Source organism: Methylorubrum sp. Q1 (assembly GCF_004683995.1).
Taxonomy (GTDB): Bacteria; Pseudomonadota; Alphaproteobacteria; order Rhizobiales; family Beijerinckiaceae; genus Methylobacterium.
In genome coordinates this window covers 98,319-111,191 of the sequence record NZ_SRHQ01000013.1, presented here as the reverse complement: position 1 = coordinate 111,191, position 12,873 = coordinate 98,319, and the positions used below count along the sequence as shown (strand labels likewise).

General features: G+C 68.6%; 12 protein-coding genes and 1 pseudogene. 7 read left to right on the top strand and 6 right to left on the bottom strand.

What is annotated here, in order from left to right; all coding sequences use genetic code 11:
• Window positions 1–311: 311 nt before the first annotated feature.
• From E4V01_RS14125 to E4V01_RS14115, 3 genes are read left to right on the top strand one after another with little or no spacing between them, the layout of a single operon-like run.
• The gene (locus E4V01_RS14125) at window positions 312–1,145 is read left to right on the top strand and encodes a GDSL-type esterase/lipase family protein (protein WP_135298769.1); all 834 of its coding nucleotides are present in this window, start codon (window positions 312–314) and stop codon (window positions 1,143–1,145) included.
• Window positions 1,142–2,293, top strand: a complete 1,152-nt coding sequence (locus E4V01_RS14120; RefSeq protein WP_135298768.1) for a hypothetical protein — start codon at window positions 1,142–1,144, stop codon at window positions 2,291–2,293. Before E4V01_RS14125 ends, E4V01_RS14120 begins: the two co-directional genes overlap by 4 nt.
• Window positions 2,294–2,331: 38 nt before the next feature.
• Window positions 2,332–3,006 (top strand): DJ-1/PfpI family protein, encoded by a 675-nt coding sequence (locus E4V01_RS14115; RefSeq protein ID WP_135298767.1) that lies wholly within the window; start codon window positions 2,332–2,334, stop codon window positions 3,004–3,006.
• Here E4V01_RS14115 and ruvX read toward each other — a convergent pair.
• Both ruvX and E4V01_RS14105 read right to left on the bottom strand, forming a co-directional pair.
• Window positions 3,003–3,500 carry a Holliday junction resolvase RuvX gene (ruvX, locus tag E4V01_RS14110; RefSeq protein ID WP_060770683.1) on the bottom strand — a complete coding sequence of 166 codons (498 nt, stop codon included), beginning with the start codon at window positions 3,498–3,500 and terminating at the stop codon, window positions 3,003–3,005. The two genes, E4V01_RS14115 and ruvX, sit on opposite strands and share 4 nt — an antisense overlap.
• A complete protein-coding gene (locus E4V01_RS14105) occupies window positions 3,497–4,075 on the bottom strand; it encodes an SMI1/KNR4 family protein (RefSeq protein WP_060770684.1) in 579 nt (192 codons plus the stop codon). The genes ruvX and E4V01_RS14105 overlap by 4 nt, the downstream gene beginning before the upstream one ends.
• Window positions 4,076–4,235: 160 nt before the next feature.
• Between E4V01_RS14105 and E4V01_RS14100 the strand changes: the two genes are divergently transcribed.
• The 4 genes from E4V01_RS14100 (at window position 4,236) to E4V01_RS14085 (ending at window position 6,746) form a co-directional block, all read left to right on the top strand.
• Complete coding sequence (locus E4V01_RS14100; RefSeq protein WP_135298766.1) at window positions 4,236–4,421, top strand: hypothetical protein; 186 nt, start codon at window positions 4,236–4,238, stop codon at window positions 4,419–4,421.
• Between the two features lie 157 nt (window positions 4,422–4,578).
• Entirely contained in the window at window positions 4,579–4,866 is a 288-nt protein-coding gene (gatC, locus tag E4V01_RS14095) for an Asp-tRNA(Asn)/Glu-tRNA(Gln) amidotransferase subunit GatC (protein WP_060770686.1), read from the top strand.
• Between the two features lie 96 nt (window positions 4,867–4,962).
• A complete protein-coding gene (gatA, locus tag E4V01_RS14090) occupies window positions 4,963–6,444 on the top strand; it encodes an Asp-tRNA(Asn)/Glu-tRNA(Gln) amidotransferase subunit GatA (RefSeq protein WP_135298765.1) in 1,482 nt (493 codons plus the stop codon).
• Window positions 6,441–6,746, top strand: a complete 306-nt coding sequence (locus E4V01_RS14085; RefSeq protein WP_015823502.1) for a hypothetical protein — start codon at window positions 6,441–6,443, stop codon at window positions 6,744–6,746. Before gatA ends, E4V01_RS14085 begins: the two co-directional genes overlap by 4 nt.
• Before the next feature lie 86 nt (window positions 6,747–6,832).
• Here E4V01_RS14085 and E4V01_RS14080 read toward each other — a convergent pair.
• From E4V01_RS14080 to E4V01_RS14065, 4 genes and pseudogenes are all read right to left on the bottom strand, one after another.
• Window positions 6,833–7,129, bottom strand: a pseudogene (locus E4V01_RS14080) (GIY-YIG nuclease family protein); the annotation flags it as partial.
• 144 nt (window positions 7,130–7,273) lie between these two features.
• On the bottom strand, window positions 7,274–10,438 hold the full coding sequence (locus E4V01_RS14075; RefSeq protein ID WP_060770689.1) for a multidrug efflux RND transporter permease subunit: 3,165 nt from the start codon (window positions 10,436–10,438) through the stop codon (window positions 7,274–7,276).
• Window positions 10,439–10,506: 68 nt separating this feature from the next.
• Window positions 10,507–11,832 (bottom strand): efflux RND transporter periplasmic adaptor subunit, encoded by a 1,326-nt coding sequence (locus E4V01_RS14070; protein WP_135298764.1) that lies wholly within the window; start codon window positions 11,830–11,832, stop codon window positions 10,507–10,509.
• A gap of 378 nt (window positions 11,833–12,210) precedes the next feature.
• Complete coding sequence (locus E4V01_RS14065; protein ID WP_245517564.1) at window positions 12,211–12,783, bottom strand: hypothetical protein; 573 nt, start codon at window positions 12,781–12,783, stop codon at window positions 12,211–12,213.
• Between the last annotated feature and the right edge of the window lie 90 nt (window positions 12,784–12,873).

Sequence of the window (12,873 nt, the reverse complement as noted above, 5' to 3'; positions counted from 1 at the left end):
CGATCCGGCAGGTAAAGGCCATTGACGCCAAGGCAAGACAGCACCGTTACCGTGCTCGATCGCTGCCCCCGGACTTCATGCCGGCGTCGAACAAGCGGCGTCTATGACCAACAACACTTTGATCCGAGTCTCGCAATTAAGACTCTATCAAACACCGCGCATTGCGGCTGTGGCGAATCACGATTATTGGGCCGTAATCCGGCCTCGGTTCGGTTAGAAGGGTCGATATCAGTCATTCCGCGAAGGCCCCCAATCGAGGCGGCCCGCGGGCGGGGGCTCGAACGGTGGTACGGTTTCTACGTCAGGCTCGGATGCAGCCGGTCCCGAGGGGACGCCCGCGGCCGCTCGTCGGTGCGACGGCGCTGATGCTGGCCCTCACTCTCTCCTCGACCGCGGTGCTCGCCTACGCCGACCTGCTGCCACAGCACCTCGATCTCGGCTTCGACCTCGATCTCGGCCTGTTCGAGGACACGGCCCCGGCGGGCCTTCCGCACGTCGCCCAGAAGATCGCGCTGGGTGGCCCACTGAGCATCGTCGCCTTCGGCTCCTCCTCGACGGAAGGCGTCGGCGCCTCGACGCCCGCCGCCGCCTATCCCGCCCGCCTCGAAGCCGGACTGCGGCGCGCCCTGCCGCATCTCGGCAGCAAAATCACGGTCGCCAACCGCGGCATCGGCGGCGAGGCGGTGGACGAGATGCTGGCCCGGCTCGACCAAGACGTGATCGCGCCCCGGCCCGATCTCGTGATCTGGCAGACCGGCAGCAACGACGCCCTGCGCGGCGTCTCCCTCGACCATTTCCGGGAGGCAACGGAGGCGGCGCTGGAGCGCCTCCGCGCGGCGGGGATCGACGTGGTTCTGATGGAGCCGCAATGGTGCCCGACGCTCGACGCCACGCCCGGCGCCGACCGGTTCCGCGACGCCGTGCGCGCCCTCGGCGCCGATCTCGGCGTCCCGGTGATCCGCCGCTCCGACCTGATGCGCGACTGGATCGGGCAGGGCCGGCTGACCCGCACCGAATTGTTCGCCAGCGACGGCCTGCACATGGCGGATGGCGGTTACGCCCTGCTCGCCGAGGCCGCGCAGGACGCGGTGCTCGACGGGGCCGAGGCGGCACCGGTGGCGCTCGCCGAGGCAGGGACGGATTGAGGCCATCATCCGGGGCGGCCTACCTCGCCCGCTGTGTCACAGTTGGCCTTCTGCTCGCGGCAGCGCCCGCCGGGGCGGTCGATCTGCGCCTGCTGCCCGAAAATCCGCGCTATGCCCGCAACCCGACCTGCGCCGATGTCACCGTCGTGGCGCCGGGCCGCCGGCCCGGCACGCATCCGCTCGATGATCGCATCAGCCCCAACCCGGCCCTGTCGCCGATGAGCCAGGGCGACAGCGCGATCTGCTTTGCCTACGCCACCGCCGACATGATCTCGCAGCGCGTCGGGGTCACCGTCTCGGCGCTGGATGTCGCCACCCGCTACTACTTCGCCGACCCGGCCGGCCTCGAACGCAGCCGGGACCGTGCCTTGCGGAACTACCTGCGCCGGCATCCCGACCTCGCGGAAGAGATCGCCGAGAGCCGCAACGACACCGAGGCGAGCCGCGAGCGCAACCCGGGCCGCAAGCCGTATTTCGACAAGCTGGAGGATGGGCAGGAGGAGGCGGCAACGCTCCTCTACAACCTCGGCGGCCTGTGCACGGACCGGGACCTGCCCTCCTTCGACGGCTACGGCCAGCACGCGCGCACCCTCGGTGCCCTGCGCTGGCGCAGCCGCGTCGCCGCCCCGAAGATCTCGTGGCGCAGCCTCGGCGGGACGGTGCCGCGGCTGCGCGATCCGGCGACCGACGCCTTCAACGCCGGCTGGATCGCCCATGTCGAGCGGCGCTGCCGCCGCAAGCCCCTGCCGGTGCCGCTGATCCCGGTCTCGGACTCGATCGCCGACAACCAGCTCGACTTCATGGACAAGGCCGCCCGCGGCGAACCCGGCCTCACGGCCGGCACCGACCGGCTGATGGCGATGATCGACTACGCCCTCGACCGGGGCCGCCTGCCGGTGGTGGGCTATTCCTGGTACGTGCTGGAAGAGCGCCTGCCGAAGGAGCCGGACATCGCCGCCGACCATTCGAGCCCGATCATCGCCCGGCGCAAGGCGGGCGGGCGCTGCCAGTACCACCTGCAGGACAATACCGGCGAGTATTGCGCCCGGATGCGGCCGGGCATCGCCGAGCGCTGCGACCTCGGCCGGGTCTGGCTCAACGAGGACGAGCTGCGCGCCTCGCTCTACAGCGTGATCTATCTGCGGTAGGTCTTTTCGAGCGCAGGACACGACCGGAATTCGCGGCCATGACGATCGAAATCGGATTCCTCGTCTTTCCCCAGGTGCAGCAGCTCGACCTCACCGGCCCCTACGAGGTGCTGGCCATGGTGCCGGGCGCCCGCGTCCATCTCGTCGCGAAGGCGTTGGGGGCGATCGCAAGCGCCACCGGCCTCGTGCTGACGCCGACGCTCACCTTCGCCGAATGCCCGGCCCTCGACGTGATCTGCGTGCCCGGCGGCGCGGGGGTGAACCCGCTGATGGAGGATGCCGAAACCCTCGACTTCCTGCGCCGTCAGGCGGCGAACGCACGCTACGTCACCTCCGTCTGCACCGGCGCTCTGGTGCTCGGCGCGGCAGGCCTTCTGCGGGGCAAGCGGGCCACCACGCACTGGGCGGCCCACGATCTGCTTAGCTCCTTCGGGGCGATCCCGACCCAGGGACGTGTGGTGCGCGACGGCAACCTGATGACCGGCGGCGGCGTGACCGCGGGCATCGATTTCGGCCTGATGCTCGCCGCCGAACTCACCGATGTGGACACCGCGAAGGCGATCCAGCTCCATCAGGAATACGCTCCGGCTCCGCCCTTCGATGCGGGCCGGCCTGAAACCGCCGGTCCGGAGATTCTCGCGGCCGCCCGCGAGCGGCTGTCAGCGACGCGCCGGGAGCGGGAGGCGATCGTGGCGCGGGTGACGCGGGGTTAAAACCCGTCCGCCTCCTCGGCAGCGCCCGAAAACATCCCGCCCATCACGTCGAGGCAGCTCTGGAGGATGTAGGCGGCAGCGAGCTTGTCCACGAGTTCGCCGCGCCGCGCCCGCGAGGCGTCGGCTTCGAGAAGCGTGCGGGTGACGGCGGCGGTGGAGAGGCGCTCGTCGAAGAACAGGACCGGCAGCGGCAACAGCGGCTTGAGGTTGCGGGCAAAGCTCCGGCTCGATTGAGCACGGGGGCCTTCGGAGCCGTCCATGTTGAGCGGCAGGCCGATCACGAGGCCGCCGACGGCGTGCGTCGCGCACAGTGTCACGATCCGCGCCACGTCGGGCGTGAACTTCACCCGCCGGATCGTCTCCAGCGGCGAGGCGATCTGCCGGCCGACATCGGACAGGGCGATCCCGATGGTCTTGGTGCCGAGGTCGAGCCCGATCAGGCGCGGCGCGCCGGCCGAGGCTTCGGCGAAGGCCGCCATCTCTGCCCGGTTCACGAATCCATCGCTCCGAGCTGTTCCAGGGCCGCCGCGTCGTCGCCCGCGAAGGTCGCGGGCAGCGGACCTTCCCCGTCGCCGAGGATGTGCAGGATCTCGAGGCCTTGGAGCCCGCGCAGGAAGGTCGGCAGGTCGGCACCGCCGAAATGCACGGTCTCCAGATCGGCGCACAGCACCCAGATGTCGTATTCGGGAAAGCCCGGCGTCACGTCGAAGAACAGGAAATCGCCCCGCTCGGTCTGCCCGAAGAAGCAGGCCCGCTCCATCAGCCCGGCATCGGCATCACCCTCGATGGTGAAGCGGTGCGGCTCGTCGCTGTCCTCGTCGTGCAGGCCGTCGAGGGCGAGCGCCACGCCGTGCGAGATCAGGTGCGCGCGCGAACCGAGATCCGCCGCCTCCACCGGAACCGGGGTGAAGATGCGCAGATGCCCGCCGATCCGACCGGCGCCGCAGCTCTGCGCGAAGTTGCGGTAGCTCTGAGGGAGCGGGAACCCGAGTTCGGCCTCGGCGCGGGCGAGATCCGCCTCGCTGGAGATCAGCCCCGGACGCAGTTCCCGGAAGACGCTGTCCCACATGCCCCGTCCTCGCCGTATCCCGATGTAGGAGGGGCTTACGCCCCCCCGCGCGGACTTGTCCACCGCACAGATTAACCATGGCGGATGGTCGGCCCTCCGCGGATGGACCGGAAAGCGAAAAGCGGTGTTAAGGTTTCGTTAACGACGCCGGAACCGCCCCGTGCCCCTCACGCCGACGCCGACCCCTCAAGCCTCCGCCCGATCCGGCGGCCTCATGCGGCGGCATGTGCTGATGCTGGCGCTCGCCTTCGAGATCCTTTGCGTCGGGGCCTATAACGCCGACCGTTACCGCCGCCCCGGAATCACCGTGGACATGCCGGTGACGCGCGGCCACGTCATCGTCTGAGCCGCCTGTTCGATCGAGTCCACGGGCTCCGAGGCCCTCTCTGCCATCGACCCGGCGCGGAGCGTTGCCCCTGCGCGAAGGCGGGTGCTATAGCCCGGCTGATCCCGGCGCGAGGTTTTCAACCCGTGCTCACGGCAGGCGAGGCGACACGGGCGGCATGTCGGTCGACGAGAAAACGGTACGGCGCATCGCGCATCTGGCCCGCATCGCGGTGACCGACGAGGAAGTCGGCCCGCTGAAGGGGGAACTCAACGCGATCCTCGCCTTCGTCGAGCAACTCGGCGCGGTGGATGTGGACGGCGTCGAGCCGATGACCTCCGTCACCCCGATGCGCATGAAGAAGCGCGCCGACGTGGTGAACGACGGCGGGCGGGCGAGCGACATCGTCGCCAACGCCCCCGAGACCGAGGATAACTATTTTCTCGTGCCGAAGGTTGTCGAGTAGTCCCCTGGGACGCGACGGAGCGGCTTTTCTGCCACCTGCGAGACGCCACGCGCCCGCGGGCTTGGTGCGGATACCTGGCAGACACTTGGAACGGGCATGACGGCACTCAACGAACTCACCCTGGCCGAGGCTCGCGACGGGCTGAAAGCCAAAGATTTTTCGGCCCGCGAGATCGCGCAGGCGCATCTCGACGCCATCGACCGGGCAAAGGCGCTCAATGCCTACATCGTCGCGACGCCCGATCGGGCGCTGAAGATGGCCGAGGTCTCCGACCAGAAGATCGCCAAGGGCGAGGCCCGGCCGCTCGAGGGCCTGCCGCTCGGCATCAAGGACCTGTTCGCGACGCAGGGCGTCCACACCACCGCGGGCTCGAAGATCCTCGAAGGGTTCGAGCCGCATTACGAGTCGAACGTCTCGTCCCAGCTCTGGCGCGACGGCGCGGTGATGCTGGGCAAGCTCAACCTCGACGAATTCGCCATGGGCTCGTCCAACGAGACCAGCGCCTACGGCAAGACGATCTCCCCCTGGCGCCGCCAGGGCTCGGACGCCCCGCTGGTGCCCGGCGGCTCGTCGGGCGGTTCGGCGGCGGCGGTCGCCGCCCATCTGTGCCTCGGTGCCACCGCGACCGATACCGGCGGCTCGATCCGTCAGCCCGCCGCCTTCACCGGCACGGTGGGCATCAAGCCGACCTACGGCCGCTGCTCGCGCTGGGGCATCATCGCCTACGCCTCCTCGCTCGATCAGGCCGGCCCGATCGCCCGCACGGTGCAGGATTGCGCGATCCTGCTCGGCTCCATGGCCGGACACGACCCGCGCGACACGACGTCGGTCGATAGGCCGGTGCCCGACTTCGAGGCCGCCATCTCCCGCGGCGTGAAGGGCCTCACCATCGGCATCCCGCGGGAATACCGGGTCGAGGGCATGCCCGCCGAGATCCAGCGGCTCTGGGACCAGGGCGCGGACTGGCTGAGGGAGGCCGGCGCGACGATCAAGGACATCTCGCTGCCGCATACGCAATACGCGCTGCCGGCCTATTACATCGTGGCGCCGGCCGAGGCCTCCTCGAACCTCGCCCGCTATGACGGCGTCCGCTACGGCCTGCGCGTGCCCGGCAAGGACATCGCCGGGATGTACGAGAACACCCGTGCCGCCGGCTTCGGCCGCGAAGTGAAGCGGCGTATCATGATCGGCACCTACGTCCTGTCGGCCGGCTACTACGACGCCTACTACGTCCGGGCCCAAAAGATCCGCACGCTGATCAAGCGCGACTTCGAGGCGGCCTACGCCTCCGGCGTCGATGCGATCCTCACACCCGCAACCCCGTCGGCGGCCTTCGGCATCGGCGAGATGGCCTCGGCCGATCCGGTCGAGATGTACCTCAACGACGTCTTCACGGTGACGGTGAACATGGCCGGCCTGCCCGGCATCGCGGTGCCGGCCGGCCTCGACGCGCAGGGGCTGCCGCTCGGCCTCCAGCTCATCGGGCGGCCGTTCGACGAAGAGACGCTGTTTGCCGCCGCGCAGACCATCGAGAAGGCGGCCGGGCGGATCAGCCTGCCGAAGGCGTGGTGGGCGTGAACGCCGCCCCCGTCGTCCCGGTCTATTCGTTCTCGGTCTGGATTCTCGCCGGATTCGATCCCCTCCTGATCCTGATCGCCGTGTTCCTCGGCTGGAAGGCGGATCAGTTCGGCAAGGTCTTCATCGCGGCCATCGCCGCGCTGGGAGTCTCGGTGCTGTTCGCGTGGCTCGTGACGCGGATCGGCCTGCCCTGGCCGGCCCCCGTCGCCGCCGACCTGCCGACGTTCTTTCCAGTGCGGACGGTCTCGGCGTTTCTGTGGGCCGCCGCCGGATATGGCGCGCGGCGGGTGCTGAAGCGCTGAGAGGGCGCCAAATTCGTTTTGGTCCCTGGAGGATCCTTCGAGGCCGCTTCGCGGCACCTCAGGATGAGGGGGGGCGGGTGGGAGAAACCGACCCTCGCAGACGGGCGCTTCGCCAGGAACTGCACCCTGTCCCAATCCTCGGTGATGAGCGCTTCCTTCTTGGCGCGACTCCAGCCCTTGATCCGCCGCTCCATCGCGATGGCATCGGTGATGCGGTCGAACCACTCGGCGTAGACCAGCGTCACCGGTCTGCGGTGATAGGTGTAGCCAGCATGCGTTCCGGCCTGATGCTCCGCCAGCCGCCTATCGAGGCATTCGCCGCGGGCTGAGCCGACATAGTAACTGCCATCGGCACACCGCAGCATGTAGACGAACGCGGTCAAGGATTGCTCCAGCGGCAGATAATCTGTCCGCCAGCCTGTCGGATGCACGCCCCAGCTCAACGGAGATGGTATCCACCACGCTCCTCATGCTGAGGTGCACGCGGCGCGCGTGCCTCGAAGCACGCGCGCCGCCCCTCCCATCCGCTACTCCGCCGGCACCGAGTGCCCATGATGAGCCGGAGCAGGCGCGGCCTCCGCGTTCTCGCCGGCGGCGACCTCCTTGCGCTTGAACAGGCGCATCACCACCACGAAGAACACCGGCACGAAGAACACCGCGAGCACGGTGGCCGAGATCATGCCGCCCATCACGCCGGTGCCGATCGCCTGCTGGCTCTTCGACGAGGCGCCGGTGGCGATGGCCAGCGGCACCACGCCGAAGATGAAGGCGAGCGAGGTCATCACGATCGGGCGGAAGCGCAGCGTCGCCGCCTGGATCGTCGCCTGGACGATGTTGGTGCCGGGCTTCCACAGATCACGCGCGAACTCCACGATCAGGATCGCGTTCTTGGCCGATAGGCCGATGATCGTGATGAGCCCGATCTTGAAGTAGACGTCGTTGGGCATGCCGCGCAGATACACCGCCGCCACCGAGCCGATGACGCCGAGCGGGATCACGAGCAGCACCGAGATCGGGATCGACCAGCTCTCGTAGAGCGCGGCCAGACACAGGAACACGATGAGCACCGACAGCGCCAGCAGCAACGAGGCTTGGCTGCCGGCCTCCTTCTCCTGGAGCGACTGGCCGGTCCAGGCATAGCCGAAGCCCTTCGGCAGGAAGGTCATCAGCCGCTCCATCTCCTTGATGGTGTCGCCGGACGTGTAGCCGGGAGCCGGATCGCCGGTGATGCGCACCGACTGGTAGCCGTTGAAGCCGATGATCTGGGCCGGGCCGACGCCCCATTTCAGGTCGGCGAAGGAGGACATCGGCACCATCGTCCCCTGCGCGTTCTTGACCGAGTAGTTCAGCAGGTCCGACGCGTGCAGGCGCTGAAGATCTTCGGACTGCACGATCACGCGCTGCATCTTGCCGCGGTTGGGGAAGTCGTTGACGTAGACCGAGCCGAGATTGACCTGGATCGTGTTGTTGATGTCCTCGAAATCGACGCCGAGTGCGGCCGCCTTCTCGCGGTCGATGATGAGTTCGGCCTCGGGCGCGGGCGGCAGGCCCTCGACATAGACTTTCGTGAGCACGGGGCTCTTGCGGGCGAGCGAGAGCAGTTGCTCCTGGGCCGCCATCAGCGCCGAGTAGCCCTTCTGCGCCCGGTCCTGCAGGCGGAACGAGAAGCCCGAGGCGTTGCCGAGGTTGTCGATCGGCGGCGGCTCCAGCGCCTGGATCACGGCATCCTTGTAGCCCCCGAGCGCCTTGTTGGTCCCCTCGACCAGCTTGGCGGCGGAGTTCTCCGCGTCGCGCTCGCCCCAGGGCTTGAGCGTCACGAAGGCCTGGCTCGTCATCTGGCCCTGACCGGAGAAGGAGAAGCCGTTGATGACGGTGACCGTCGCCACGCCCGGCTGGGCCAGGAGATAATCCTCGACCTTCTTCACCGCCGCTTCCGTGCGGTTGAAGGAGGAGCCCGGCGGGGTCTGGATATCGACGGTGAAGAAGCCCTGATCCTCGAGCGGCAGGAAGCCCTCGGGCAGGCGCATGAAGGCGTAGGCCACACCCGCCACCAGCACGAGGTAGATCAGCATCACCCGGCCGGACTTGCGGATGAACCACGCCACGCCGCGGCCGTAGCGGGCGGTCTCCCGGTCGACGAACCGGTTGAACCAGCCGAACACGCCGCCCTTGGCGTGGCCGTGCCCCTTCTCGATCGGCTTCAGCATCGTGGCGCAGAGCGCCGGGGTCAGCGAGAGGGCGAGCAGGGCCGAGAAGGCGATGGAGGTTACCATCGCGATCGAGAACTGCCGGTAGATGATGCCGACCGAGCCGGGGAAGAACGCCATCGGGATGAACACGGCCACCAGCACCAGGGTGATGCCGATGATCGCCCCCGTGATCTGGCTCATCGCCTTCCGGGTCGCCTCCTTCGGGGGCAGGCCCTCCTCGTTCATGATGCGCTCGACGTTCTCGACCACGACGATGGCGTCGTCGACGAGGATGCCGATGGCCAGCACCATGCCGAACATGGTCAGCACGTTCACGGAGAAGCCCGCGAGCAGCATGACGGTGCAGGTGCCGAACAGGGCGATCGGCACGACGATGGTCGGAATGAGGGTGTAGCGGATGTTCTGGAGGAACAGGAACATCACGATGAAGACGAGCACCACCGCCTCGACCAGCGTGTGCAGCACCTTCTGGATCGAGGCATCGACCGCGGGCGTGATGTCGTAGGGGATGTCCCACTTCACCGTGTCGGGGAAGAACTGCGACAGCTCCACCATCTTGGCGCGGATCGCCTTGGCCGTCTCGATGGCGTTGCCGTCGGGCGCCAGCGTCACAGAGATGCCCGCCGCCGGGCCGCCGTTGAGGCGGGTGGTGAACTTGTAGTCGTCGCCGCCGAGTTCGATCCGGGCGACGTCGCGCAGGCGCACGTTGGAGCCGTCAGGATTGGCCCGCAGCACGATGGCGCCGAACGCCTCCGGCTCGGTCATCTGCCCCTTGACGATGATGGGGAAGTTGACGGCGTGGCGCTCGGGCGACGGCTGCGCGCCGACGGCACCCGAAGCGATCTGCACGTTCTGCCGGCCGATCGCCTTGGTCACGTCGGCGGCGTTGAGGGAGAGGCCGCGCAGCTTGTCCGGGTCGATCCAGATCCGCAGCGCCCGCTCGGTCGAGTAGAGGGTGGCGCGGCCCACGCCGGGGATGCGGCGGATCTCGTTGATGACGTTGCGGATCAGGAAGTCGCCCAGCCCCACCTCGTCGGTTTTCCCGTCGGTGGAAACGAGCGTGATGATGTTCAGCGTCGCGGCCGACGCTTCCTCCACGAGGATGCCCTGCTGGCGCACTTCGGCCGGCAGGCGTGCCTCGACGCGCTTCAAGCGGTTCTGCACCTCGACGCCGGCGTAGCCGGGATCGGTGCCGGGCTGGAAGCTCGCGGTGATCTCGACCACGCCGAAGGAGTCGGAGGCCGATTCGAAGCTCAGGATGTTGGCCGCGCCGTTGAGCTCGTCCTCGATGAGGCGCGTCGTGCCGGTGTAGAGGTTCTCCACCGAGGCGCCGGGATAGGAGGTCGAGAGCGCGATCGCGGGGGGCGCGATGATCGGGTACTGGGCGATCGGCAGTTGCGGGATCGAGAGCGCGCCGCCCAGCAAAATGAACAGGGCGACGACCCAGGCGAAGACCGGCCGGTCGATGAAGAAGCGAGCCATGAGGCGCGTTGATGTCCTTTGTCATCGGGCCGGCGGGACGTCCGCCAGCCGCGCGATGCTGGGAAAAATCAGTCGGCGAACTGGGCGACGGGTTGGGCGGCCGGATCGGCCGCGGACGAACTCTTCTCGTTCGTCTCCTTGCCGTCGGTGTCGTGACTGTCGGTGTCGATCGGCTTGCCCTCGTCGGCAGAGGTCTCCGTCTTCCACGGGACGGTCTTCACCTGGATGCCCGGGGAGATCTTCTGGAAGCCTTCGACGACGACCTTCTCGCCGCCCTCCAGGCCCTCGCGGATCAGCCAGTTGCCGCCGACCACGGGGCCGACCTCGACCGGCTGAAGCATGACCTTGCCATCGGGCTTGACCACCCAGACCTCGGGCTTGCCGTCACTGGTGCGCTGGATCGCCTGCTGCGGCACGGCGATGGCGTCCGAGTCGATGCCCTGCTTGATCCGGGCGCGGACATACATTCCGGGAAACAGCTCGTTGTGCGGGTTGGGGAACTGCACCCTCAGCGTCACCTGGCCCGTGCTCGGGTCGGCGGTGACGTCGGAGAACAGCAGGCGCCCGGCCGAGCCGTAGAGCGTGCCGTCGTCCATGATGAGGTGAACGTTGGCGGTGTCGGCGGCGAGCTTGGCGAGTTCGCCCGAGGCGATGTCGCGGCGCAGCTTGTTCAGCTCGCCCACCGACTGGGTGATGTCGACGTAGATCGGGTCGAGTTGCTGGATCGTGGCGAGCACGCCGGTGATGCCGGACTCGATCAGCGTGCCCTCGGTGAGCAGCGCCCGGCCGATGCGACCGGAGATCGGCGCGCGCACCTCGGTCCAGGACAGGTTGAGCCGCGCCCGGTCGCGGGCCGCCTTGGCGCCGGCGACTTCGGCCTCGGCCTGTTTCTTGGCGGCAAACGCCGTGTCGTACTGCGCCTGGCTCGCGGTGTTGCGGGCGAGCAGGGTCTCCAGGCGGTCGGCCTGCTGGTTGGCCAGCACAAGGGCGGCCTCGCGGTTGGCCAAAGTCGCCTCGGCGCTGGCGAGGTCGACCTGATAGGGGGCCGGGTCGATCTTGTAGAGGACGTCGCCCTCGTTGACATGGCTGCCCTGCTCGAACAGGCGCCGGATCACCAGACCCGAGACCCGCGAGCGCACCTCGGCGATGCGCATCGGCGCGACGCGGCCGGGCAGGTCGCGGACATAGGGGATCGGTTGCGGACGCACGGTCACGACGCTGACCTCGGGCGGCGGCAGCGGCACAGGTGCCGCCGCCTTCTGCTCGTTGCAGGCCGAGACGGCGACGAGGACGGCACCGACGAGAAGAGAGGCCGGCAGGGACCAGCGGGAGCGGCGGCTTCCGGCCTTGGCAGGGCCGGGATTGCTGCCGGGCGACTGGGGAGACGGCGTCACGATTGGGTTACTCCTACGATGCTCTCGGCATTTGTCTTCGCATCGACGTCTGTCCGAAGGCCGGTGATGGCCTTCGAGCCGATGCCGTGACGCGGCCGGCGGTCTCCGGGATGGAGAGCGTCACCGCGCGTCACGGATGACGGGGGAGACCGGATCGGTCTCGCGCGCCGTTGCAATCACCGGGCCGCCGCGACGATCGGGGATCGAAGGCCCTGGACGAGGATGCCAGAGGCATCGGGGATCGACTGTGCGGGACAGCCAAACGTAGTCGGGATGCATCCTGGGCGCGAAGTTTGGCAATCCGACGACGGCGCGGATCGGCGCCGCGCCATCGCTCAAACTCCTGGCAACGCCCATACGACCGGGACGACGCATCTGTCAGACCCGAGGCGGGCGCTCGGGCTGACCGCGCTCGGCGGCGGCTGTGTTTCGATCCGAGATGGGGCGGGGAAGGGACGATGTCCGCGCGCGGTCGAGGCCCGGCATGATCGCGCTCACGCGCCCGAAGTTCGCGACCTCGTCGAGATCGAGTACGGCGTGGCCGACCCGCACGCTGGCGAGCGGATCCGTGTCGGGGCGTTGCTCGAACGTCACCGCACCGCGGGCCTGCGGGATCCCACCGAGGGCGGAGCCTTCGGTCGGCAGTCCGATGACGACGAGCAGGCTCAGCAGCCCGACCAGCGTGGACAGAACGATGCGGGCCGGTCGGCAGGCAGGGGCCACCGCGGCAAGGCCCGTCGAGGCAAGGCGAGTCATGATGATCACGATGACATGATTGTGGTGGATGAAACGCTCCCACGCAATCGACTGCGGCATTCTGGCCGGTCCTCCGGAACAGCCTCCGGGATTTTCATCCAGCGGAGCATGGTCGGCATTGAACCGATGTGCCGGGCCGCACGGCGCTCCGGACGCCCCCGACGTTTCGGCGCAGGCGTTGCCGAGAACCCACACCCTTGCCTTCCTCCTGCCGTGACGGCCAGCCCTAAAGCGCTCGACCCACCTGCTGCCGCCACCCGCGCGGCGCGGCCCCTTCGCGGAGGA

Coding starts and splice junctions, on each gene's coding strand:
- E4V01_RS14105 (WP_060770684.1), bottom strand. CDS start 4,075: ATGTGGGACAGCGTCTTCCGGGAACTGCGTCCGGGGCTGATCTCCAGC.
- E4V01_RS14075 (WP_060770689.1), bottom strand. CDS start 10,438: ATGGCTCGCTTCTTCATCGACCGGCCGGTCTTCGCCTGGGTCGTCGCC.
- E4V01_RS14115 (WP_135298767.1), top strand. CDS start 2,332: ATGACGATCGAAATCGGATTCCTCGTCTTTCCCCAGGTGCAGCAGCTC.
- gatC (WP_060770686.1), top strand. CDS start 4,579: ATGTCGGTCGACGAGAAAACGGTACGGCGCATCGCGCATCTGGCCCGC.
- E4V01_RS14125 (WP_135298769.1), top strand. CDS start 312: ATGCAGCCGGTCCCGAGGGGACGCCCGCGGCCGCTCGTCGGTGCGACG.
- gatA (WP_135298765.1), top strand. CDS start 4,963: ATGACGGCACTCAACGAACTCACCCTGGCCGAGGCTCGCGACGGGCTG.